21 protein-coding genes are annotated in these 22,852 nt (G+C 54.2%); 6 read left to right on the top strand and 15 right to left on the bottom strand.

Going from position 1 to position 22,852, the window contains the following annotated elements; all coding sequences use genetic code 11:
- Positions 1-60 precede the first annotated feature (60 nt).
- On the top strand, positions 61-1,533 hold the full coding sequence (locus LA756_RS20385; protein ID WP_224436574.1) for a hypothetical protein: 1,473 nt from the start codon (positions 61-63) through the stop codon (positions 1,531-1,533).
- Positions 1,534-1,791: 258 nt separating this feature from the next.
- Positions 1,792-2,553, top strand: a complete 762-nt coding sequence (locus LA756_RS20380; RefSeq protein ID WP_224436573.1) for a DUF3891 family protein — start codon at positions 1,792-1,794, stop codon at positions 2,551-2,553.
- A 391-nt stretch (positions 2,554-2,944) separates the two neighbouring features.
- Here the strand turns inward: LA756_RS20380 and LA756_RS20375 are convergent, their stop codons facing one another.
- The 12 genes from LA756_RS20375 to LA756_RS20320 form a co-directional block, all read right to left on the bottom strand.
- A complete protein-coding gene (locus LA756_RS20375; RefSeq protein ID WP_224436572.1) occupies positions 2,945-3,151 on the bottom strand; it encodes a small basic protein in 207 nt (68 codons plus the stop codon).
- 178 nt (positions 3,152-3,329) lie between these two features.
- A complete protein-coding gene (locus LA756_RS20370; RefSeq protein ID WP_224436571.1) occupies positions 3,330-4,208 on the bottom strand; it encodes a serine/threonine-protein kinase in 879 nt (292 codons plus the stop codon).
- 232 nt (positions 4,209-4,440) lie between these two features.
- On the bottom strand, positions 4,441-5,340 hold the full coding sequence (gene accD / locus LA756_RS20365; protein ID WP_224440413.1) for an acetyl-CoA carboxylase, carboxyltransferase subunit beta: 900 nt from the start codon (positions 5,338-5,340) through the stop codon (positions 4,441-4,443).
- Positions 5,341-5,368: 28 nt separating this feature from the next.
- Positions 5,369-5,956, bottom strand: a complete 588-nt coding sequence (locus LA756_RS20360; protein ID WP_224436570.1) for a histidine phosphatase family protein — start codon at positions 5,954-5,956, stop codon at positions 5,369-5,371.
- 16 nt (positions 5,957-5,972) lie between these two features.
- A complete protein-coding gene (rpe, locus tag LA756_RS20355; protein ID WP_224436569.1) occupies positions 5,973-6,668 on the bottom strand; it encodes a ribulose-phosphate 3-epimerase in 696 nt (231 codons plus the stop codon).
- Between the two features lie 219 nt (positions 6,669-6,887).
- Positions 6,888-7,640 carry an SMC-Scp complex subunit ScpB gene (locus tag LA756_RS20350; protein ID WP_224436568.1) on the bottom strand — a complete coding sequence of 251 codons (753 nt, stop codon included), beginning with the start codon at positions 7,638-7,640 and terminating at the stop codon, positions 6,888-6,890.
- A 123-nt stretch (positions 7,641-7,763) separates the two neighbouring features.
- Positions 7,764-8,612 (bottom strand): sugar phosphate isomerase/epimerase, encoded by an 849-nt coding sequence (locus LA756_RS20345; protein ID WP_224436567.1) that lies wholly within the window; start codon positions 8,610-8,612, stop codon positions 7,764-7,766.
- A gap of 42 nt (positions 8,613-8,654) precedes the next feature.
- Positions 8,655-9,308, bottom strand: coding sequence for a hypothetical protein (locus LA756_RS20340; protein ID WP_224436566.1), 654 nt, complete (start codon positions 9,306-9,308; stop codon positions 8,655-8,657).
- 84 nt (positions 9,309-9,392) lie between these two features.
- Entirely contained in the window at positions 9,393-10,532 is a 1,140-nt protein-coding gene (locus LA756_RS20335) for a Gfo/Idh/MocA family protein (RefSeq protein ID WP_224436565.1), read from the bottom strand.
- A 71-nt stretch (positions 10,533-10,603) separates the two neighbouring features.
- Complete coding sequence (locus tag LA756_RS20330) at positions 10,604-11,638, bottom strand: sugar phosphate isomerase/epimerase (protein WP_224436564.1); 1,035 nt, start codon at positions 11,636-11,638, stop codon at positions 10,604-10,606.
- Positions 11,639-11,759: 121 nt separating this feature from the next.
- Entirely contained in the window at positions 11,760-12,125 is a 366-nt protein-coding gene (locus LA756_RS20325; protein WP_224436563.1) for a GxxExxY protein, read from the bottom strand.
- Between the two features lie 119 nt (positions 12,126-12,244).
- A complete protein-coding gene (locus tag LA756_RS20320; protein WP_224436562.1) occupies positions 12,245-13,489 on the bottom strand; it encodes a hypothetical protein in 1,245 nt (414 codons plus the stop codon).
- A gap of 269 nt (positions 13,490-13,758) precedes the next feature.
- Between LA756_RS20320 and LA756_RS20315 the strand changes: the two genes are divergently transcribed.
- Entirely contained in the window at positions 13,759-14,913 is a 1,155-nt protein-coding gene (locus LA756_RS20315) for an aldose 1-epimerase family protein (protein WP_224436561.1), read from the top strand.
- Positions 14,914-14,915: 2 nt separating this feature from the next.
- Here LA756_RS20315 and LA756_RS20310 read toward each other — a convergent pair whose 3' ends face one another.
- A complete protein-coding gene (locus LA756_RS20310; protein ID WP_224436560.1) occupies positions 14,916-15,632 on the bottom strand; it encodes a trans-aconitate 2-methyltransferase in 717 nt (238 codons plus the stop codon).
- Positions 15,633-15,889: 257 nt separating this feature from the next.
- On the opposite strand from LA756_RS20310, the gene glgC reads away from it, so the two are divergent.
- Together glgC and LA756_RS20300 are read left to right on the top strand one after the other, a co-directional pair.
- Positions 15,890-17,149 (top strand): glucose-1-phosphate adenylyltransferase, encoded by a 1,260-nt coding sequence (gene glgC / locus LA756_RS20305; protein WP_224436559.1) that lies wholly within the window; start codon positions 15,890-15,892, stop codon positions 17,147-17,149.
- A gap of 105 nt (positions 17,150-17,254) precedes the next feature.
- Positions 17,255-18,679 (top strand): hypothetical protein, encoded by a 1,425-nt coding sequence (locus LA756_RS20300; RefSeq protein WP_224436558.1) that lies wholly within the window; start codon positions 17,255-17,257, stop codon positions 18,677-18,679.
- On the opposite strand, the gene LA756_RS20295 is transcribed toward LA756_RS20300, so the two are convergent.
- The gene (locus LA756_RS20295; protein WP_224436557.1) at positions 18,676-19,755 is read right to left on the bottom strand and encodes a site-2 protease family protein; all 1,080 of its coding nucleotides are present in this window, start codon (positions 19,753-19,755) and stop codon (positions 18,676-18,678) included. The two genes, LA756_RS20300 and LA756_RS20295, sit on opposite strands and share 4 nt — an antisense overlap.
- A 170-nt stretch (positions 19,756-19,925) precedes the next feature.
- Positions 19,926-21,569 carry an HDOD domain-containing protein gene (locus LA756_RS20290; protein WP_224436556.1) on the bottom strand — a complete coding sequence of 548 codons (1,644 nt, stop codon included), beginning with the start codon at positions 21,567-21,569 and terminating at the stop codon, positions 19,926-19,928.
- Positions 21,570-21,791: 222 nt separating this feature from the next.
- Here LA756_RS20290 and LA756_RS20285 point away from each other — a divergent pair, with 222 nt between their 5' ends.
- The gene (locus LA756_RS20285; protein ID WP_224436555.1) at positions 21,792-22,793 is read left to right on the top strand and encodes a DUF1559 domain-containing protein; all 1,002 of its coding nucleotides are present in this window, start codon (positions 21,792-21,794) and stop codon (positions 22,791-22,793) included.
- Positions 22,794-22,852 lie beyond the last annotated feature (59 nt).

Here is a 22,852-nt window from a genome sequence, read left to right as displayed (position 1 = left end):
TTCTTCCGTATATAGCGATTTCTGCTTTTAACGAGAGACTCTCATTCCTAGGCCGCTGCCATGTTTTTCGATGCTTGCCAGGCAATATTCGTTACGCGAATTTACGGAAACCCGTTGTTCTGCCACAAACTGTCCATTACGGCTGCCATTTTGACACTCTGCCTGGCCGCTCCTCTTTCCGCTGCCGATAGCTACGAGCTGACGGAGAAACTGCAGGCGAAAACCCGGCAAATCCAGACCCAGCTGAAAGTCGAAGGGACCATGCGGATCAATCCCGATGGGAAGAAGGTCCGCAAATTCCCGATGTCGCTGGAAGGAAAGTACATCGCTTTTGAGCGAATCCTGGGCCCTTCCACCGCAGTTCGCTTGTATGAAACGGCAGAAACCGAATCGACCGTCAACGACAAACCGGTTAGCGACAAGTTGCCTACCGTTAAGCGACTGATCTCCGTTGATACCAGCGGCGACCGGCCCCTTATGTTCAGCCCTCAGTATTCGCTGACGCGCGAAGAGCTGGAGATGATCAGCGTTCCCGGCAACCCTGGCGTTCTAGGCAAGCTTCTGCCCACGGAACCGGTCGCTGTCGAGCAAGAGTGGTCGCCCAGCAACCAGGCCCTCGCCCAAGCCTTAGGCATCGATGCCATCAACAGCCAGCAGGTCATTGCCACGCTGACCGAAGTCGACGCTTCCGGAATCGCTAAAATCTCCTTAGAAGGTACGGTTTCCGGAGCGATCCAAGGGGTCGCCACCGAGATTGAATTGAAGGCCCGCATCAACTTCGACACGCGTCACCGAGCAATTACTTGGTTCGCGGCATCGATCAAAGAAGACCGCAGCATCGGCCATGCGATTCCTGGCTTTGATGTCACGGCCGTCGTTCGCACCCAGATTTCGGCCACCGAGGGCCCTGCCGACGAACTTACCGACGTCAGCCTGGCCAAGATCGATCTGCAAGCCAACCATGGCAGCGAAATGCTTTCGTTCGCTGGCGAAGAAGCTGGCTTCCGTTTGCTGCACCAACGAGATTGGTTTGCCATGGCGGAAACCCCGAAGCAAACCGTTTTCCGCATGGTTCAAGATGGCGAGCTGTTGGCCCAAGCCAACGTGAACCGCTTGACCAACTTGAAGCCAGGCGAACAGATGACGATTGAAGGCTTCGAAGCCGACGTCAAAAAGGCATTGAACGATCGACTCGGCAAAGTGATCGATGCCAGCCAGTCGGTCAACTCGCAAGGCCTACGTGAACTTCGTGTCACTGCCATCGGCTCGGCCAACAAGATGCCGATCACGTGGATCTATTACCTGGTGTCCGATGACAGCGGTCGCCGCTACTCGATCGTCTTCACCTACGAGACCAGTCTGGCCGAAAAATTCGGCCAGGCCGATCGCTCGTTCATGAGCGGCTTCGATCTGATCGACGCTCCGAAACCGAACATCGCCGACACCGACGAAAAAAATAGTGTCGCGAAATCGGACGACTCGGAAGAGCCCAAACGAATCTCCGCCAAAATCAAAGCGGTCCAAAAACGCTAAGCCCATGCGGCGGTTGGGTACAATTAAAATCAGGTACTACGCCTGGAAGACGCAGGCATGCTCCGCTTAGTCCCCTCTCCACCGTCCGCGGGGAAAGGGTCAGGGTGAAGGGGCATCGGTGGTACCAGATTCGCAACCCTCACCCCATCCCTTTCCGTTGGGAAGGGAGAGGGTACAAGAGTGGGTTTGGCGGTCGTACGAGCGCACACTCGCTCGCGGGGCTGTCCTCCCTTCGCTGCTTCCTTGAAAGGCCCCGCCGTGATTGTTCGCCCTTATAAGATCTCGCCCGACGAGTCGGCGCTGTTTCTGATTCCGCAATCGATCCATGCGGCTCTTTCCGGCGACTTGGCCTCGCATTGGGGCAACGGGCCGTTCCAACCGCTGGTGCATCCAGAAGTCGTTTGGCCAGCCATTTTCCATCATGACGACGGTTGGATTCCTGTCGACAAGTCTCCTCCAATCGATCCAGAAACGAAACGCCCGGTCTCGTTTCTTGATTCCCCTGCGGACGATTCGCACGCAATTTGGACTCACTCGATTGAATGGGCCGGTCGCATCAGCCCCTTCGCTCAGTACTTGATTGCCGAGCATTTCATGATGCTCCGGGAACATAGCCATTCAGCCGAGAGCGAAGCAGGGCAGCGATTCATCCACAAGTACGAAGAGCTGTGCGACACGTGGCGCGACAACTGGGAATCAAGACATCCGTTGTGCGACGATCACGAAGTAAAACTGGCAATCCGGCAGTTACGGTTCTTCGATTGGTTCAGCCTATGGCTTTGCCTCGATCACCGAACCGAAACGCACACCTTCGAAGAAACGCCTGGCGAAGCTCCACTGACAGTCGAGCCGCAAGGAGATGGCACCTTCCTGACATCCCCTTGGCCCTGGACGACCGATGACGTGCATGTTGCCGTGGGAGGTCACCTGGTGCCGGACCGCGACTACACCAGCACGGAAGACTTACTCAGCGAGATGAACGATTGGTGCCGGCTAGAGTGGGTGTTCCGGCCAAAATAAGGAAGCGAGGCGATCTCGACAAACGTCTTCAAACCAGCCGGAGCGCTGCGAATCGGGATTGCCCTCTATTATAAATTTTTATTGCACAAGTATCAACAAAGTATTCACGCACTTTACTTATCGCATACATGGCCTGGTGCTCAAGCATGCCCCTAGCTTGAACGTCCCAATTCGCAAGAATGCGGCACTTGCGCAAGCGGCCGGGGCGTAACTCTCGGGGAATTCGCCCCTGCCTGAAAAGCGTTTGGGCCTTGGACACATTTTTCGTAGGCTGACGATCAAGTCTCGCGGCCGTTCTTTCACAACCCACTTTTCACGCCCCCAAGCGCACAAAAAAGCCTCGGCGGTTGAGCCAAGGCTTTCTTTTGATCGGATGTGGTCAGCGTCGCGACTATTTCTTCGCGTCTTCTTCTTTGACCTTCTTCTTCTTCTTCATCGAGATCTTGATGACCTTGGTCTTGGGCAGACCGATAGGCGATTGGCTCTCTTCGTCGAACTTGCCCTGGGCCTTCATTTGAGCGATACGTTCGGTACGCTTGAGCACACTACGGGTCGAAATACCGCCCCGTTTCACTTTCAGGCTTTTATCGATGGTCACGGTAACTCTCCTGCGTTATGCGTTTATCAGGCGGAAAACGTCCGATCCGCCAGGTATTTGATCGCCTAGGCGACTATTTCGGATCAAGGGGAAACGCATCATGATACCAGAGCCCCCAGGGCCGTCAAGCCGTAACCAACCCGCCGAATGAGCCGTTTCTACGGCTACAATCTACCAGTTACGCGTCGACCGATTTGATTCGCTGCAGTGCGTTAAGCAGGTCCCGAGCCGTTTCCGGCCGATTCCGCGGATCTCGCTCGATACAGGACATGATCAACTTGCCGAGATCCTGATTGAGCTTCGGCCGATGGTCGAAGATGTTGCCCGGCGGCATCGTATCGTGGGTCAACGCATCGCGTCCGGTTCCTTCTACGCTGGCCCAAGGCAATTCGTAAACCAATAATCGGAAAGCAGTTACGCCAAGCGAGAAGATATCGACGCGTTGGTCGGTGGGTCGCCGGCGAACGATTTCCGGAGCCATGTAGTTAGGGGTTCCTGTGCGGTTGCCAGGTGCCATGAACTCTGGCTTGGCCGGCAGCGTAAGGCCGAAGTCGATCAGCTTACAGGAACGGCAGTCAGGGGCCGCAATGAAGTTACGCGGGCAAATATCGCGGTGGATATAGCCGGCCTCGTGGACGCAGGCCAACGCATCGGCCATTTGCCGCAGCAGCAAGAGCTGCTTACCTTCGAGCATGGGGTCTCGGTCGACAATCAGCGAATTGAGCCCCTTGCCTTCGAGAAACTCCATCAGGACGTACTGCTGCCCCGAGGTAACCATGCCGTGCTCGAGCGTACGAACGATGCAAGGATGGGTAAGCGACATGGCGATTTCCCCTTCCTTCGGCCGGGAAAGGCCCTGGAAACGGGAATCGAAGAACTGCTGCTTTTCCAGATCGAGGATCTTCAGCCCAAGCGTCTGCCCGGTGGAGTGCTCGCGAACCTTGTAGAATTCGCTCATGGTGCCGGAGACCGCCTCTTTGAGGATCTGAAATCGCGAGGCGATATCGAGCCGTTGTTGGCCGGCAAAGAGCGACTTGAACTTCTTGAGCAGACTCATCGGAGAAGGGAACTCACGCAATCAGGGGTCAAACTTGAAAACGTACTTCAAATTTAGGCCCCTGAACGGATTCCGCGCTACGAAATAGCGCATCGAACGTCCTTTTGACGTCGATTGGGTCGTATTAGCCTGACTGTTCCGGTGCCTCTCACCCCACTTTAAGCTGGCATGCAAAGCGGCACAAGAGACACCTTCCTGGAACGTGCCGCCGAAGCGAGAGGACGTTATCAGGCTATTTGCCGCAGTAGTCGATCGCCCGAGCGATCTCCAACTTCAGCTTGTTCCGCGGAACGATTCGGTCGACGAAACCATGATCGAGGAGGAATTCGCTCGTCTGGAAGCCTTCCGGTAAGTCGATGCGGATGGTCGCTTTGATCGTACGCGGACCGGCAAAACCCACAAGGGCCTTCGGTTCGGCGAAGATCAAGTCACCCAAGGAAGCGAAGCTGGCCGCCACGCCGCCCATCGTAGGGTTGGTCAGGACCGAGATAAACAAACCACCAGCTTCGTGAAATTTCGCCAAAGCAGCGGTTGTTTTAGCCATTTGCATCAGGGACAAAATGCCCTCGTGCATACGAGCTCCACCCCCGGAACCGCTAATGATAATCAACGGCAGATCTTGAGCCGTGGCTCGTTCGATCAACCGGGTCAGCTTTTCGCCGACCACGCTGCCCATGCTACCCATGATAAAAGCACTGTCGGTCACACCGATGGCGACACGTCGAGCACGGATCATGCCGCAACCGGTCAAAGCGGCTTCTCGCAGGCCGGTACGCTTTTGCTCGGCAATGAGACGGTCGGCGTACGACTTTTTGTCCTTGAATCCGAGCGGATCGAGCGATTCCAGGTTGGTATCCCATTCCTCGAACGTGCCGGTGTCTAAGACCTGTTCGATGCGCTGCTGGGCCGAGATGGTCCAGTGATAATCGCACTCCGGGCAAACGCCTTGCTGCTGTTCGGCTTGCTTGCGGAAAATAACGGCCTGACACCCAGGACAGCGTTGCCAGAGGCCTTCTGGCACGCCACGCTTTTTGGGTTTGCCCGATTCTTCAGTTTGCGAGACTAGATCCGAAGAGACGGATGCCATGTTCGATTCCTCGACGAGGGGATTAGTCGGAGAGGTAGTTTCCATGGTGTCGGTCGACGCTTTCTTGCTCGACTTAGACTTTGGAGACGACTGCGTTTTTTTCATACTGGATCAATTCCCACCATCCACATCGGCGTTCAGCTTGCCACAAATCACCGAAGTCGGTCTGCAGGATCTCGCTGCGAATGATGGATGCCAGAGGTTCTGGGGCGACCACAATCACGTTGCCTTCGCCTTTTTGATGCTTTTTCCATATCTTGTCTAGGGCGTTCTGGACACGCAAGCGCACCTCGCCCAAAGTCTCCCCTTGGGGGGGACAGACCGCCTCTGGGTTTTCCTGCCACAAGCGGTACACCGTCGGCTGGTTCTGCTTCACCTCAGTGATCAGCTTCCCTTGCCATAATCCGGCGTTCAAATTGGTCAAACAGTCCATTTGACGGACTCGTTTGCCGAGAGCCTTTGCAAATTCGTCCGCCGTCTGCTGACATGCCTGACAAGGGCCACAGTAGATGGCTTCGATCTGCAAAGCCTGAAGTTGATGAACCATTTCCGACGCTTGGCGAGTACCCTCTTCAGTCAACGGCATCGCTAAACGGCTACGAATACGACCCTGAAAGTCATATTCGGTCTGCCCTGGTCGGACGAGCACTATGCGTAACATGGCAAGCTGTTCTCAATTAGGTCGAAACTTGGGCAGTGCGATAAAGCTGGTCGATCGCTTCGCCGTAATCCGATTGATTGAAAATCGCTGATCCTATTACCAGAAGGTCAGCTCCCGCGTCCGTGCATGCTTGAACCGTTTCCAGGTTCACGCCGCCGTCAACTTCCAAAAGAAGTTCCGGCGGGGCCACTTTTCGCAGAGCTTCGAGTTTCTCCAACGCGACAGGATTGAACTTTTGTCCGCCAAATCCTGCATTCACACTCATGATCAGTATCAAGTCCGCTGTGTCCACAAAGGGCATGACTCGCTCGACAGGAATGTCGGGATTGATCGTCACGCCGGCTCCGCAACCAAGATCTTTGATCTCTTGCAGAACCCTGGCCGTTTCCGATCCAGTCGCTTCTTCGTGGACGGTAATGATATCCGCGCCCGCCTCATAGAACTGTCGGATGTAACGCTCCGGATTCTCGATCATCAAATGGACGTCGAGCGGAAGTTGTGACAACTTGCGAAACGCGGCGACAATGGGCATTCCGTAAGTGATGTTAGGGACGAAATTTCCGTCCATCACGTCCAAATGAAGTGCTTGCACGCCAGCTGCTTCCAGCCTCTCTACCTCACCGCGCATATCGCTAAAGTCGCACGATAGCACCGATGGCAGAATCAGCGGAGATTGTTGGCGAAGTCGCGCGAGATGCGAACGACGGCTCATGCCAAACCTGGGGTAGGGGGACGAATCACTTCGATGGCGAAAACGGCTAAGGCCCTCCGCCAAGCAACACTCACTAAGTATCGCGGAAGTGCGAATAGGGGCAACTTGTGCCCCTCAAAATCGATGGGTCGCATTGTACCAAGCAGATGTGAGCTCGTCAGCCGTCAATGGGCTTTCTCACCGCAACCTATTTGCTGGCAATAAGTTAAGAACACGAATTTAATCGTCTAGACTCTGTGGTTGAGGCAAATCATCCAGGGAAGTCAGCCCGAACAGCTGCAAAAAGCGTTCGGTAGTCGTGTATCGTTTGACCCGTTTTTCTTCGGGGTCTGGCTGTACGCGAAGCAATCGACGGCGGACTAACTGCGTCAGAATAGGGCCACTCGGCTTGCTGCGCATCTCGTCGACTTCTTCCCGCGTTGCTCCTTGGTTGTAAGCGACAAGCGACAACACATCGATCGCCGGCTGCGAGAGTTTCGCTTCTCTTACTTTGCCGTAGAACTTTTCACGTAGCGGCCGAAACTCGTCTCGCAACGCCATCCGATAGGTTCCACCAACGGCGGTTATCTCGTAGGGACATCCTTCGGCTTCGTACTTGCGATTGAGCTGAGCGACCAAGTCATCGATCTCGTCGGCTTGCACGCCTCGCATCACAGACGCTGCTTTCTCAGCGGTTAGCTTGTCATTCGACGCGTTGCCGACAAACAAGATCGATTCCAGAATGGTCGTCGGAGAAAGCTCGCAAGGGTCATCCGCTTCCGCTTCATCCGCCAAGCGAGAAACCGCCTCGGCGGTCGATTCTTCTTCCGAAGTTTCGTCTTCCTCTTCCGGCTTTTCTTCCTGGAACGGAGCAGGCCGATTACCGAGCGCCTCGGCATAGGTCTCCGACAATCGCTCCAACGAAAGTCCCCCGTCGTCAGCATCGTCGGCGAACATGGCGGAAAGATCGAACTGTTCTTCGTCATCGGTCATAACGGAACTATATCGATCGATACGCGAGAAACCAAGATGAAACCGACCAGCGGATTCACCATTGGAAATAAAAAAAGACCACGCGTGAACGTGGCCTTTTCATTGAATGCGATGGGCGATGTTTTACCAGCGTTTGGCAACTTCTTGCTTCATGAACGCGAGACCATCTTTGGCAAGCTGTAGTTCAGTCTCGAACATCTTTCGCCAGATCTTGGTCGCAGCAGCGATTTCAGGCAAAGCCAAACCAAATGCTTCCACCACCATCCAGCCGTCGTAGCCCACTTCCTTGAGCGTATCGAAGTTGGTGTCGAAATCGACATGGCCACTTCCTGGCGTAGCGCGGTTGTTTTCCGAGATATGCACGTGATGCAAAACGTCGGAACAATCGCGAATGGCCTGGGCAAAATCTGCTTCTTCGATGTTTGCGTGGAATGTGTCGTACATCATCTTGCAGTTCGGATGATCGACTTCACGCACAAATCGAGCCGAGTCTTTGTGCGTGTTGAGCAAGTAGGTTTCAAAGCGATTCAATGCTTCGACGCCCAGCATTACGTTGACATCTCCAGCATGTTCGGCGACTTGGCGCATCGAATCGACGCCCCATTTCCATTCGTCTTCCGTTGGGCCGGCACCACTGAAGATACCGATCGCCGAATGGTACGGCCCCACCAGAGTTTCAGCCCCCAGGGCGGCACAGCAGTCGAGCGTTTTCTTATTCAGTTCGACACCTTTAGCTCGCACGGCCGCATCGGAGCCGATGGGATTGTCTTCTTCATTGCGAACCGTCACGGCAGTACACTTCAGATCCATGGCTTTGATCTTTTCGCCGTACTTGGTCCATTTGTCGACGTCGAGATTGAAAAGCGGAATCTCTACCCCGTCGTAACCAATGGCCTTCAATTCTTCGATGACCGGCAAAAGGCTGTCATCGGGATCGCCAGACCAAAGCAACAAGTTCATGCCAAATTTCATCGACGGGGTCTCCTGAACATTTATGAAAATACAGAGGGGCAGTTACGTGGAATGCGCGGTCAGCAAAGCCGCGGATGAGGCTCGAACGTCACGGCGAAGCTCCGGCAAGAGCTGACCGAATGTGTCCGGCAAAGCTGGTAGTTTGACGCGCTGCATGACCTGATTCAACCGGTAAAGCAGTTTTTCGTCGTCTGGATAATCCTCTAAAAATCGCACCTCGACAAAGCGGCCGATGAACCAATCTAATCGGTCGGCTGGACGCTCGGCAATTCGCTCGACGGTTCGTTGCACGAGCCCTCCGTCGACGTTGCTGAGTGCTAAATAATAGGCATTTAGCTCCTCGGGATGATCTTCCATCAACACCGAGTCGAGCAATAGTTCCACCAAAATGTGTCCCAGAAAACTGGGTCGCATTCCGCTGTCTTTACCCAGGAAATCACGGATTCGCTTCGTGAAATCCCACTGCAGCCGGTTAAATTCTTCGGTTCGATGAAACCAATCGTCGTCGGCATGATGCTGAACGATCCCAGCGGCAATCTGAGCGACGAGCGGATCGTCGGCGTCACACAGTGGCAGAGCCTTTTTCGAGCGGGCTCGGCACTTGCGATCGACAACGTTCAGCCAATCAGGCACTGCAGTACCTGCGAGGAAATAGGGCTGATCGACAAACGGTCTTCCATGGGCGAAGTAGTTCATGCGTTTATCTTTGCCCAGAAACGAAAAAGGGAAAGGGTACCCTGGCACCCTTTCCCTAGTGGGTTATCTCGACGACGCAAGGAACTAAATGTCTTTCCAAGCTCGGTCCGCGGCACTCGAAAGCACGGCATCGCAAACCTTTTGGGTTTCCAATGCACTACGGAAAGTTGGCTCACACGGCTTCCCTTCTTCGACGCTCTTCAAGAAGTCGGCCACATGGTGGACGAAGCTGTGTTCGTAACCGACATTCAGACCGGGGACCCACCAGTGATCCATGTAGGGGTGCTCGCCGTCGGTCACATGGATCGAGCGCCAGCCGCGGACTTCTCCTTCGTCGGCATGATCGAAGTACTCTAAGCGGTGTAGGTCGTGCAGATCCCAGCGGATCGAAGCATTCTCGCCGTTGATCTCGAAGGTATACAACGCCTTGTGCCCACGAGCGTAGCGAGTCGACTCGAACAAACCGAGCGAACCATTCTCGAAGTGGCAGAAGAACGAACAAGCGTCGTCAATTTTGACTGGCTCTTTCTTACCGGTTCCGCTGTGCAGACGCTCTTTGACGAACGTTTCCGTCACCGCGTTCACATCCTTGATGCTGCCGTTAAGCCAGAGTGCCGTGTCGATACAGTGAGCCAGAAGGTCACCAGTCACGCCAGAGCCCGCCGAAGCCGCATCCAATCGCCATAGTCCAGCGCCCCCTTGGGGCACGTCGGCGTTGATCGTCCAGTCTTGCAGGAAGTTGGCGCGATAGTGGAAGATTCGTCCGAGCCTGCCGCTATCGATGATGTTCTTAGCCAGCGTCACTGCAGGAATTCGACGATAGTTGTAGAAGATGGTGTTCGCCACGCCGGCGTCTTCCACCGCTTTGACCATCTCTTCCCCTTCGGCCGTGCTCATGCCAATCGGCTTTTCGCACAGCACCATTTTGCCAGCCTTCGCAGCAGCAATCGAAATTGGGCCGTGGGTGTCGTTAGGCGTACAGATGTCGATGGCGTCGATATCGTCGCGGGCGATCAGCTTTTCCCAATCGGTTTCGTACGACTCGTAGCCCCACTGCTCGGCGAAGGCTTTGGTTTTGTCTTCGCTACGACCACAAACAGCTTTCAAAACGGGCTGGTATTCCAGCTCTGGAAAGAAGTCTGGCACACGTTTGTAACCATTGGAGTGCGTCCGTCCCATAAAGCCGTAACCGACCAAGCCGATGCGAAGAGGTTTCTTTGCCATGTTGGTAATCTCCCAGTAGATAAACGCGAAGTGGATTCGCGAGGGGTGTTAGGTGAGTTATTCGGCGAGCCTTAATTCCAACCACACTGGTCACGAACTTTGATCATGACATCAAGGATCGTGTTCCAGGTTTCCTGCTTCTCAAGCATTTCGTTCGGGAACATGCAGCCATCCCAGCAGATGTGTTTGATCCCGCGGTCTTGAGCGCCTTCGAGCCAGTACTTACTGCAATTGACGATATCAAGTTTGCCGTTGGGATCGTCGGCAGGACAGTGACGACCGGTCTTGTCATGCGACCCGGTACCGTGGACGCTTCCGTCGTTCTGAGCCACATGGAAGTCGATCGTCCAAGGACGCAACGCAGTCGTCATTTCCGTGTACGCGGCCCAGAACTCTTCTTCGGTGTAACCTTCCTTCAGCAAGGCGTGCTGTGGAGCGTTATAGCCAAGCAAGTAGAGATAAGTGTGAGCCAAGTCGGCCTGAAAACCGACGGTGCCCGGCATGCCAACCGCTTCCAAGAGGTTCAGCATGTCTTTCCAGGAGTGCATTGCCCCCCAACAGATTTCCCCTTCTGCCGCCAATCGCTCGCCATTGTCGGCGGCGACTTTGCCTGCTTCTTTGAACGTTTCAGCGATCAGCTTGGTGTTGGCTTCAGGATCCTTTGACCAATCTTCGACACCACTGGCTGAGTCGATCCGGATGCAGCCATATTGTCGAACGCCATGCTCGTTGAAGATCTTCGCGATGCGGCAAGCCTTCTTCACCGCCAGCACGAAATTCGATCGTTCTTCTTCGGTTCCCATGGCTGGCCCACCGACGGTGCCTGGCCAAATCGGAGCGACCAGCGAACCGATCGCTAAGTTATGCGAGGCGACCAAGTCGGCAATTCGCTTCAATTCATCATCTGAAGCATCCGGGTCGGTGTGGGGGTGAAAGAGAAAGTAATCGATCCCGTCGTACTTGATGCCATCCACTTCCGCATTTGCGGTCAACTCCAACATGCGTTCCAAGCTGATCGGCGGATGATCGGTCCCTTCTTCCTTACCAACCAAACCAGGCCACATGGCGTTGTGAAGTTTCGGGGATGCATTGGGATGTGAATTCATGAGAGGCTCCGAGAAGATCTTGGGCTACGGGATTTTCAAATCAATCCTCCCTCGATAACGCTCTAAGTTCTTGGCGGCCAAGCGTTCTTTCTAAGAAAACAAGCCACAGAGCACACAGAGGTCACAGAGAGATGCGTTTTATTCCGTCTATCAATTTCTTAGCGCCGAAGTTGAGTAGCAGCGCTCGTTTCAATTTCGCGGCTTTCAAATATGACAAGGTCTGAGCAGTTGCCACTTCGGGAAGCTTGGCAACCGATTTTAGTTCCACGATGACTTCGTTCTCGACCAGGATATCCAACTTTTGGCCTCGAATCACCATTCCCTTGTAGGCAATGGCAACTTCGACTTGGCGTTGCGTTGAAATTCCTCGCAACGTTAACTCGTGACAAAGGGCTTCTTCGTAAATCGTTTCGAGTAGCCCTGGTCCTAACACGCGATGAACTTCGATAGCTGCACCAATAATTGCTTTCGTAAGTTCATCGCCCATGTTCGGCACCTAACCCCTTCTCTGTGATCTCTGTGTCCTCTGTGGCTAACAATCTTCCAAGTACGTTAGCCACTAGATTCATTGAGAGCTCACAGAGAGGAGAATACTTATAGGCCGAACTACTTACGGAATTCGCCGACCGCCGGGATGGTGGCGTGGGCGTGTGGGCCGAAGTAGCGGAGACCGACGAGTGGTTCGCTGCCGGTGTTTTCGATTTCGACACCTGCCGAAGCAGCTTCATGCGAGATGAAGACTTCGTCCTCGGTTGTCGCACCGAAGCGAATCATGGCCGGCGTTTGCAGGTTCAGCTTGCCCATGCGCCCGCTACCCTGAACGGTAATCCAACCGCTGGCAGCTTCTTCTTTCAGCGTGCACTTAGCACCTGGCTGCAAGGTCAGTTCTTTCGCGCTGAACAGCTGCTCGCTTTCAATCGTGCCGTAGACAATCCATTTGTCTTCATAGCCGTCGCCACTGCGCGACTCGTCGACAATTGGCTCCAGGTAGTTGCTACCCTTAAAGTCAGGATCAACGTTCTTTTCCCAGTCCAATTGGCCGAGAATGAAGTCCAGGTCTTGGTGCTTTTCTTCCGGCATGTCTTTGACCAGCAGCGACCACGGCACTTCGCGACCTTCTACTAAGGACTGGAACATCCCGAACACGTCGCTACCCCACTGTGGTTCGTAGGTGCAAAGCGAACCTGGAGCATGCAGAACGCCCGGAGGAATCAGCCAGCCGGTGCCACGCTTCAAGCGATGGGCCTGCGAAAGGTAAAGGATCCCATTGTCACCCTTGCTCCAATCTTCCAAACACTTACGAACTTGAGCCTTCGTGGTGTCCGGCGTCAGGCCCATAAACGTGTAAGCGAAGTTGTTGTCGACGTTATTGAGCTGCGGCGGATAGTAGTAGCTTTCCGGCTTACCTTCCTGGCCGACAAGCGCCGCATCTTCCTGACGTTGATGGAAGTGATGCGGGATTGGCCCCATGTTGTCGAAGAACTTCGAGTAAACAGGCCAGCGATTGTACTTGCTGAACATGGCGTCGCCGATCAAGCGTTTGCCTTGCTCTTCAACAGCATCTTTCAAGAGGAAGTGCTGACCTTCGTGCAGAATGAAGCTTTGGCCTTCGTACCAAACGCGGCCTTCGTTGGCTGCGTCGGTGGTCGATGCAAACCAACGTTCGTCGATCCCGCCGCGATGAGCACCGTAGGCATACCAATCGTTCGGATGCAACTTGATACGCTTGCCCGGGTGTAGAAAGCTTCTTGGAACCCAGTTCGGCGAGAGTCGCAACAAACCTTCGCCAGCATCCAAAGCACCGTCCAAGATTTTGGCGATGCTATCCCCTTTGACAATATTTTCGATCATCTCGGTCCGTTACTCCGGTGTGGTAGCATAATGCGGTGGGAACATGGTGCCCAATGACACACGACGGCAAAATTTGTGCAGACCATGGTGGCCTCTGAGCCGTCAAGGGAAAGCGATTGTTTTAACAAGTTTTATTCGTGTGACAAGTAAATGCGTGCCTAAATAAACCCTTCTGTGCTGGAAATTCACACCTAGCACGCGTATGGTAGCGGCATCCTGTCCGTTAGCGCCTAAAACCTGTCCAGAAATGCCTAATAGGAAAGTGCAACATGAGCAATCGATGGGTCCTCAGTGAGTACGATGTCACCTCCCCCTATCAACAGCCGGCCCCTTTTCTGAAATTGGCAAGACAGCATGGGCTCAGCGTCACACATACGCGGATGTTTCATGGTCGTCGAGATGGCGTGGAACTGTTAACTGTCCAGAATGGCGACTTCTCTTTCACCACAATTCCAACGCGTGGAATGGGCATCCATCAGGCCAAATGTGGTGAGACCCGAATCGGGTGGGATTCGCCTGTTGAAGGTCCTGTCCATCCGCAGTTCGTACCGCTTTCCGATCCCAGTGGTTTGGGCTGGCTCGATGGCATGGATGAATTGATCGTACGCTGCGGCCTGGAAAGCAACGGGGCTCCGGAATTCGATCAGGATTCAGGGCGACTCAATTACGGATTGCATGGACGCATCGCTAATCAACCGACCGAAGACGTTGTCGTCGAAGTCTCCGAAGAGGGCGAGCTGTGTATTCGGGGCGAAGTGCGTGAGACTCGTTTTCTCTGCTATAACGTGGCGTTGGAAACAGAGATTCGCACCAAGGCTGGAGAAAAAGGGTTCCGAATTCGCGATCGGATCGTTAACCGTGCCGCTCAAGAGAGCACGGCCCAGATGCTTTATCACATCAACTTGGGAACACCGATCCTTGGAGAAGGGGCGTCCGTTGTTTGCCCGGTAACTCAACTATGCCCACGCAACGATCATGCAGCGACCGACATTGATACCTGGAACACATACGAGGGCCCGACCGCTGGCTATGTCGAACAGGTTTATTTCATGGAGTTAGCTGCGGATGAGAATGGCAATACCTGTGCTTTGTTGAAGAACGCCCAAGGAGACCAAGGCGTTTCGGTCCACTTCAACATCAAGCAGCTACCTTGTTTCGTTGTCTGGAAGAACACTGCCGCAGAGGCGGATGGATATGTTACCGGACTAGAACCAGCCACCAACTTCCCCAATCCTCGATCCTTCGAAGAAAAGAACGGTCGCGTGCTTAAGATCGCTCCGGGCGCGACGTACGAGATCGACTTAGGCCTCCAATTTCATCCTGATGCGGCGAGTGTCAGCCAAGTTGAAGACAAGATCGCCAAGCTCACGACGGGAAAGGATGCCCAAGTCCATACGACACCTCAATCGGCATGGTGTAGCTAGATTCACTTCACCGCGCAGTAGGCTCCAAAGCACGCGTTCAAGTGCAAGAGTTCGACCTGACGAAAGCCGACGTCGCGGCATACATCTAATTGAAAGAGGACGCTCTTCGGGGTGTCCTCTTTTTCGATATAGTCGAAGACGGTCTGCCGATATTCATCGTCGCGCAGATCGATCAGATACTCGCCATAGCGTTGCCACTGGACTTTGCCTGCGGCGGGCACATCCTGCGTGACGAGATCGTTGACCAAAAAGATACCGCCTGGCCTCATGGCTCGATGGATCTTCGCAAAGACATCGTGCCACTCGCTGTCGCTACGCAGGTGATGAAGCACTGCTGCCGCCATAACGACATCGAAAGTCTCGTCAGGCAAATCGACGTTACGAATGTCTGCTTGCAGCGTTGTCACTTGTCCGGCAGAACTGGCACCGACACGGCCGCGTGCTCGATCAAGCATCGGCTGACTCAAATCAACCAGTGTGCAGTCCATGCCTGGCATTTTCTCGAGCAGTTTCAACGTGTAGTTGCCAGCTCCACAGCCGATATCGAGGACAGCATTCGCATCGGGGCGTTGTGCAGCAGCCACTCGCGTGACGAGATCGAGAACAAGCGGAGCATCCATAGTGGCAGATTGCCCCGTTTCAAGGTTTGAAAAACGCTCGACGTCGCTATCGAATCGGGTACGTATTTCTTCGACCGATGATTTCTCGGAAGGGTTCATTCTCGTCCTTTAAGTAAGTGCCAGGCTGACTCTCCGAACTGCAAGACATTTCTCAGGCGAATTCGGTTCACGGGCGAACTAACCGTCATGGCCGTCACGACAAGCTTTCAGATCGCACAAACTGTGGGGGAGTTGGCTTCATTTTTTTGTTTTGACGGTTGGGCAAAGCCGATAGAATGCGTCAGACACCTCGGAGGCCCGCCCCAAGCTTCCTATGCCTCTCTTCACACCCCTATCATAGCGGAGGTACGCAACGGATGGAGAACGTACTCACCGTGATCCTTGCCGGCGGCAAGGGTTCGCGTCTGGAACCGTTGACACGTGACCGGGCCAAGCCAGCGGTCCCTTTCGGTGGCGTTTATCGCATTATCGATTTCGCCCTCTCGAACTGTTTGAACAGTGGCTTTCGGCAGATCCAACTGTTGACGCAATACAAAGCCCAAAGCCTTGACCGACACATCAACGTCGGTTGGCAACGATACTTTTGTCGTGAACTGGGTGAATGCATCGACGTCGTTCCACCCCAGCAGCGAATCGACGAGCAGTGGTACCAAGGCACTGCGGATGCTGTCTATCAGAACATTTACGCGATTGAAAAGCATCGTCCCAAGTATGTCGTCATCCTCGCAGGCGATCATATTTACAAGATGAACTACGCCTCGATGCTCGATTTCCATATCGACAATGGCGCCGACTTGACGATCGGAGCGTTGAAGACGACGGTCGACGAAGCCAAGTCGTTCGGCGTGATGCAGATCGATCGCGAACAGAAAATCCTAGGCTTTGAAGAGAAACCGGCCGAGCCAAAGACCATCCCCGGCGACAACGAGCACTGCCTCGCCTCGATGGGTATCTACGTGTTCAATGCATCGTTCCTATTCGAGCAGCTTTGCCAAGATGCAACCAATCGAACCAGCGCCCATGACTTCGGACGAAACATCATTCCGTCGATCATTGATACGCATCAGGTTTATGCATTTCCATTCCGCGACGAAAACCGTAAGCAGGATGCATACTGGCGAGACGTCGGCACGCTGGATGCGTACTACGAAGCGAATATGGACTTGGTGTCGGTAGATCCTCAGCTGAATATCTACGACGAAGATTGGCCGCTGAGAACCTATCAACCGAACGTTCCGCCACCGAAGTTTGTGTTTGGCGGCGAGAACGACCCCACACGTCGCGGCTATGCGGTCGACAGTGTGGTATGCGGTGGATCGATTATCTCTGGCGGAGAAGTTGAACGCAGTATTCTCGGCCCTCGAGTTCGCGTGAACAGCTTTACGTCAGTTCAAGATTCCATTTTGTTCGAGGGAGTTTCGGTTGGGCGACATAGCCAAATCCGCCGAGCCATCATCGACAAGGGAGTCTCGATTCCACCGGAAACACAGATTGGCTTCGATCTTGATTTGGATCGCCGACGTGGGTTTACCGTCACACCATCTGGCTTGGTCGTTATCGCCAAAGAGGACCTGATCGAGCCGCAATTGACCTCCGGTCGGCCACAAGTTGCGTAGTTTTAAGGCGTTACGGCTGAAAATTGCCATGGTTCGAATTTCGCGAAAGGCTTAGACTGACGCGAAATTCGAATTCTTTGCATTCATTCAGCCTCGACGCATCCCATGATTCGTGTCAAAAGTCGCCAAAAAACCGAGTTCGGCGACTTTCAAACTCCGCCTGAACTTGCTGAAGCCGTCTGCCGCTGCCTGGCGATGGAAGGCATCTGCCCCGAGGTCGTGGTCGAACCCACCTGCGGGCAAGGCTACTTTTTAGAAGCAGCCTCACACGTTTTCCCGAACGTGAACTCACTCGTTGGGCGTGAATGGAACCGTCAATATGTTGCCGCCGCACGCTCGCGTCTGGCAAACGTGTCAGGCAAAGTCGATCTCGTCCAAGCAGACTTCTTTCAACAAAGCTGGGACAAAATCCTCGGCAAGTATCCAGGCAAGCTTCTCGTCCTGGGAAACCCTCCGTGGGTCACCAACTCTCAACTAGGAACGCTCGACAGCGGAAATCTCCCTCGCAAAACAAACTTTCAAAACGACCGCGGCATTGCGGCCAAGACCGGCAAAGCCAATTTTGACATCTCGCAGTGGATGATGACTCATCTCCTGGAGACGATGCTCAAGCATGGCGGCACGTTGGCCATGCTCTGTAAAACGGCCGTTGCACGGAAAGTTTTGCAACATGCCTGGAAGTCAGGGCAGGCGATCGGAAACTGCTCGATTCGGCAAATCGATTCACGACAACACTTCGGTGCATCCGTCGATGCGTGCCTAATGACATGCAGCATCACGCCTGGAATCGCAAAAACTGAATGCCATGTCTACTCTTCGCTCGACCAGACACAGCCTGACTCGACGCTTGGAATGTATGGCGGTCAGCTCATTGCTGACCGCTGTGCCCTTGATCGTCGACAACACCTCTTAGCTTCCGAAGCGACCAAGCGATGGAGAAGCGGCATCAAGCATGACTGTCGCGACGTGATGCAGTTGCGCCGGGTAGGCCGTTCGCTGATGAACGGACTGGGAGAAACGGTCCAGCTCGAGACCGACTTTCTGTACCCACTTCTTCCGGCAGGTGCGGTTTATCGAGGGGAAACGGAACAGACCGATCAGTTCCTGATTGTCCCTCAATCGCACACAGGCGAAGATACTTCCAAGATTAAGTCGATCGCCCCACGCACTTGGAACTATCTCCAAAAGCATGAAAGCCGCTTGGCGGCACGCAAGAGCTCCATTTATCGCGGCAGACCTCCCTTTTCGATCTTTGGCATCGGCGAATACTCCTTCGCCAAGTGGAAAGTCGCCATCTCGGCACTTCACAAGCGGCTATCGTTTCGCGTGGTCGGGCCACAAGATGGCCGCCCGACGATGCTTGATGACACGACTTACTTCCTGTCGTTTCGTACCAAGCGAGAAGCGACCAAGGCGGCCTCACGGCTGAACAGCCCTGAAGTGCAAGACTTCTTTAACGCCTGGATTTTCTGGGACGCCAAACGCCCGATCACTGCCGAAATTTTGCAGCGTCTGAAACAAATAGACTAAGCGGCCACGATCGCCATCGGCGGGAAGCAGAGCAGGGGGATCGTCAGCGAGGCGGTTCCGAGTGCGTACCGGAACCATCCGATCGGCACACTATCGTCGCTTGTGGGTGGATGATCGGGACGCATGAGAATGACCAAAATCAGCATCAAACTCCAGTTATATGCGCCGTAGGTAATGATGAACCCAACGGCGACGACTAGGAACGCTCTGGCAATCCAGTGGGCTTTCTTGCCAAACAACGTGTACGTCACATGGCCACCATCCAACTGGCTGACAGGAATCATATTCAACCCGGTCACCAATAGTCCCACCCAGCCTGCCATAAAGAATGGATTGAGCTGGCTTTGATTGATGTACATTCCATCTTCATACCCAGGCACATCAAACCACTGCATCATCCAGGCCATCGCCAAAGGCAAATCGAGCTTGAAAGCGCCGGTTCCAGGAGCAGACAAATCCATCTGCGAAACGCCATACCAGAGCACCGGTACCGCGACGACCAGGCCAGCAAGTGGGCCAGCTAAACCGATGTCGAACAATTGTTTCCGATTGGCTCGCATTCCATCCATTCCGATCACGGCCCCAAAGGTTCCGATCGGTGAAATCGGTACCGGAATGAAGTAGGGCAAACTGGCCGGCACTCGATAACGCAAAGCCATCAGGAAGTGCCCCATTTCGTGGGCAAACAAAATCCCGAGCATGGCCGCCATATACAGAAAGCCGCTCTTCCAACCAGCTGCGTACTGCATTAAATCGCGCCGCATCTCTGCGGCAGGACTTGATAAATAGGGATCGAATGCTCGCGGAACTCCAAGCGTCGCCGGATCGGACCAGGCAAACAACTTGATCATCGCTTCGACAGGCTCCCAGTGCGTCATCCCCACTAAGAACGTCGAGAGGCATGTAGCAATGAATAGAATCACCGGAAGTCGCACGCGCCGCTGGCGAGGGGGAGCCTCGACATAGCGACGAGCTTGGGACGAGAATTCAACCGAATCACGCTCCCACATCGTGGGCCGTTCTTCCGTAGTAGAAGTCTCCTGCGAAGGAGCCTGGTCGTCGGAGCGGGATTCCATCGATTCGTTCATTTCGGCAAGGGTAACTGAGTTCCACTCGATCGCGGAAGAAGGCAGACCGTGCAATTTGCCCTGCCCAGATTCTCCTAAAGCCTATAGTTCCATCTGGAAATGGTAAAGGTTAGCGCCTCGATCTCACTGAAAAGGCCCAGCAAGCATACCGCAGCTGCCTAGAAAACTTCGATACTCTTAATCGCATTTCCGCCACCTTTGGAAGCGGCCAGCATGCAACGTTTCGCTGCCTGGAAAATCTCTTGCGGAGGAAGACTCATGGGAGGAACGCATGCGGAAGCCACGCCGCCAGCGATCGAAAGCTGCAAGCCGTGATGGCTCTCCTGGCGTATCGACCACGAAGTGACTAGCTCGAGTATCTGCCGAACCAACGTAACCGTCTGATGACGATCGTGGTCGTCTAGCAGAATGGCCAGACTCATATCTCCGCACGGCATCACACGCCCGAGACCGTCACTCAGTCGATCGACAATTACGGAGACTAACTGGCGCCATCGATCCAGTTCCTCGACCCCTGCGGTGACCAAAAATTCTTCGAAGCGATTTAACTTGATCAACGCCATCGAAAATTCGCAGCGATGCTGCCGGCAGCGCTGCATCGACATTGCCAGTTCAGCCAACAGCTTCGAGTCTGGCAAAATTGGATCAATTGGTTCTTCTTCGTTGTCTGGCTCCGCTGCGGGCCTCTTGCCGTGCTGCTCGTTGCTGGGACCGTTCTCAACGAGGTTCTTCATCGACTCGATCAGACCCTGGGTTTCGGAAGATTCCAACATTCGATCGTTCACCGATCGCTCTCCCAATGCCAACGGAGCCGCAGCGTCTTCAGCGAGCAGCGAAAGCTGCGAATAGGCTTGGGCCACGATCTCGCAATAGTCCATTCCTTCCGGCAGTGACACCGAAAGAACGCTTGCCAACTGGTACAGCTTCTCTTGAATCTCGACCACCAAATGATCGACGGTATCTGAATTATGGTGGGTCGTTGAAGTCAACTGCTCTAGAAACTTTGGCATCAAGCTGAGTCGATGGTGCGCCAAGACTTCCGCTAAGTTGTGGGCCAAGCGAAGGGTCGTCGATTGCCCAGTAAGTTTCTCAAATTCAATTCCGGAAGAAGGATGTCCTTCACGGACGACTTGCACTAAAGCCTCCGGCAAATTCCAACTCTGCAGCAGACGACACCCTAGAATGTTGTGATCGAAGCCGAGCGTCTCCCACTCCATTTCCGAGAGATCAGCTTCTTCCTGCAGTACCTTGTTGGCAAAGTTTGCATAGGCATCGCCCAAATCCTGTAGCAGCACTAGCGTCCCGATCTCGGACAACAACCCGGCAATGAATGCTTCGTCGCCATAGTTCTTCCCTTGAAGCCTGGCGATCTCCCGGGCGGCGACCGCCTTGGTTAGCGCAAACTGCCAATACTGGGCAAGGACTTCCGCCTCGATTCCCTGCAGCATGGCTTTCGGCAAGCTGAAACCAAGGACAAGCAACTTTAGCGGCTTGATCCCCAGCAAAGCAAGTGCCTGATTCAAATCCGATACTTGCCCTGAAAGACCGAACAAAGGGCTGTTGACCACCTTAAGGATTTTTACGGTCATCGCCGGGTCGCGCTGAATGCATTCCTTGATTTGCACCACAGTGGCATGTTCGTTTGCGGTAAGCTTAAGTACTTCCATGGCCACTGTCGGAAGCGAATACAGCTGTTGCGCCCTGGCAACCATCTGCCCGACAACGCTGATGTTGCCTGGCGCTGGGTTGTCCGCACTAAGTGTCTTCGGGACTCCCGTCGTTATCGAATCACCGCCTGCCACAACAATTGCCTTTTCACCGCGAACTCAAGAAACCAACCCAGGGCCCAATTCGTTAAAAAATATAGGTCACCGTTGCTAAGCCGTTGGCGGAATTCTCTTCAGCACAACAAGTTGCGTCGAGCAACCGGAAGGGAAGAATGATTTGCCAAAAACCACCCGCACGGGTACCTTGAGATGATGAAATCACCCTGCTAAACCGCTTTATCGCTACGACCATCCCCTATGCCCCGTGCTCTCTGCAACTTGAAATCAGCCAGCCGTGTTGCTTTTACCCTGGTAGAGCTATTGGTGGTGATCGCGATTATCGGAATCTTGATTGGGTTGCTCCTTCCGGCGGTCCAAAGAGCTCGCGAATCGGCCCGGCGAACGCAATGCGTCAATCAGCTCAAGCAGATCGGATTAGCTTGGCATAACCATACCGACACCTACAACGCTTTTCCGACCGGCGGTTACGCACAGCAAGTTGGTGTCAGCTTTAACGGTGGTCGCCCCGGCATGCTCGATAAGCAGGCCGCTTGCTGGGCATTTCAGATTCTGCCCTATCTAGAGCATGGCAATGTTCATGATGGCAAACCAGGTGGAACGGAACTTGAGTCCTCGTTGTTTACAATGAGCGTCCCGATTCAAGAGTATTTCTGCCCAAGCCGACGCTCACCGGCGACCGATCCCTCGAAGCTGATTCCCATGTGCTGGAGCCCCACCGGCACCCACGGCACCGCGTTTCATCAAGTGGCTAGGGCCCAGATCGATTACGCCGGCGGCAACCAGGAAGGAACTGGAGTCTTATCACGTAACTTTGTCGGCACGTGTGGCGATACCTCGTCCGGATCAAGCGTCGGCCCGCGGAAGCAATTGTTCAACTTTTCGTCGGTAACCGATGGAACCAGCAATACGCTGATGGTCGGCGAAAAGCGAGTTAATCTGAATATGCTGGGGACTTCCGCTTCGCAGGAAGGGGACATTTACGGCTACACGTCGGGCTGGAACGGACCACCATCGGGACCAGGCATCACGCACGAAACGGTTCGTCGCACCGAGTACGAACCACTTCCCGATACTAATGGTGCGGGGAATGGAGAAAACCGATTCGGAAGTTCTCACGACGGCGGCTTCAATGCATTGCTGGTCGACGGAAGCGTCCGCTTTATCCCTTACACCATCGAACAAGATCTCTTCCGCAAACTCGGCGACCGAGCGGATGGGCAAGTGGTATCGTTCGATTAACGTTTGCCGTTTCGGCCAAGACCTAACACTTAACGCCGCTCTAGGAAAAACTCAGAAAC

This window comes from Bremerella sp. TYQ1, assembly GCF_020150455.1.
Taxonomy (GTDB): domain Bacteria; phylum Planctomycetota; class Planctomycetia; order Pirellulales; family Pirellulaceae; genus Bremerella; species Bremerella volcania_A.
Note: the sequence above shows the minus strand (reverse complement) of the source record. Positions and strands in the feature narration are given on the sequence as shown.

What these genes read in the sequence shown, in the direction of transcription:
- LA756_RS20340 (WP_224436566.1), bottom strand. Translation starts at nt 9,308, where the DNA reads ATGAACTACTTCGCCCATGGAAGACCGTTTGTCGATCAGCCCTATTTC.
- LA756_RS20345 (WP_224436567.1), bottom strand. Translation starts at nt 8,612, where the DNA reads ATGAAATTTGGCATGAACTTGTTGCTTTGGTCTGGCGATCCCGATGAC.
- LA756_RS20360 (WP_224436570.1), bottom strand. Translation starts at nt 5,956, where the DNA reads ATGTTACGCATAGTGCTCGTCCGACCAGGGCAGACCGAATATGACTTT.
- LA756_RS20350 (WP_224436568.1), bottom strand. Translation starts at nt 7,640, where the DNA reads ATGACCGATGACGAAGAACAGTTCGATCTTTCCGCCATGTTCGCCGAC.
- LA756_RS20330 (WP_224436564.1), bottom strand. Translation starts at nt 11,638, where the DNA reads ATGAATTCACATCCCAATGCATCCCCGAAACTTCACAACGCCATGTGG.
- LA756_RS20335 (WP_224436565.1), bottom strand. Translation starts at nt 10,532, where the DNA reads ATGGCAAAGAAACCTCTTCGCATCGGCTTGGTCGGTTACGGCTTTATG.
- LA756_RS20385 (WP_224436574.1), top strand. Translation starts at nt 61, where the DNA reads ATGTTTTTCGATGCTTGCCAGGCAATATTCGTTACGCGAATTTACGGA.
- LA756_RS20300 (WP_224436558.1), top strand. Translation starts at nt 17,255, where the DNA reads ATGATTCGTGTCAAAAGTCGCCAAAAAACCGAGTTCGGCGACTTTCAA.
- LA756_RS20285 (WP_224436555.1), top strand. Translation starts at nt 21,792, where the DNA reads ATGCCCCGTGCTCTCTGCAACTTGAAATCAGCCAGCCGTGTTGCTTTT.
- LA756_RS20310 (WP_224436560.1), bottom strand. Translation starts at nt 15,632, where the DNA reads ATGAACCCTTCCGAGAAATCATCGGTCGAAGAAATACGTACCCGATTC.
- LA756_RS20315 (WP_224436561.1), top strand. Translation starts at nt 13,759, where the DNA reads ATGAGCAATCGATGGGTCCTCAGTGAGTACGATGTCACCTCCCCCTAT.
- LA756_RS20325 (WP_224436563.1), bottom strand. Translation starts at nt 12,125, where the DNA reads ATGGGCGATGAACTTACGAAAGCAATTATTGGTGCAGCTATCGAAGTT.
- LA756_RS20295 (WP_224436557.1), bottom strand. Translation starts at nt 19,755, where the DNA reads ATGGAATCCCGCTCCGACGACCAGGCTCCTTCGCAGGAGACTTCTACT.
- accD (WP_224440413.1), bottom strand. Translation starts at nt 5,340, where the DNA reads ATGGAAACTACCTCTCCGACTAATCCCCTCGTCGAGGAATCGAACATG.
- rpe (WP_224436569.1), bottom strand. Translation starts at nt 6,668, where the DNA reads ATGAGCCGTCGTTCGCATCTCGCGCGACTTCGCCAACAATCTCCGCTG.
- glgC (WP_224436559.1), top strand. Translation starts at nt 15,890, where the DNA reads ATGGAGAACGTACTCACCGTGATCCTTGCCGGCGGCAAGGGTTCGCGT.
- LA756_RS20370 (WP_224436571.1), bottom strand. Translation starts at nt 4,208, where the DNA reads ATGAGTCTGCTCAAGAAGTTCAAGTCGCTCTTTGCCGGCCAACAACGG.
- LA756_RS20320 (WP_224436562.1), bottom strand. Translation starts at nt 13,489, where the DNA reads ATGATCGAAAATATTGTCAAAGGGGATAGCATCGCCAAAATCTTGGAC.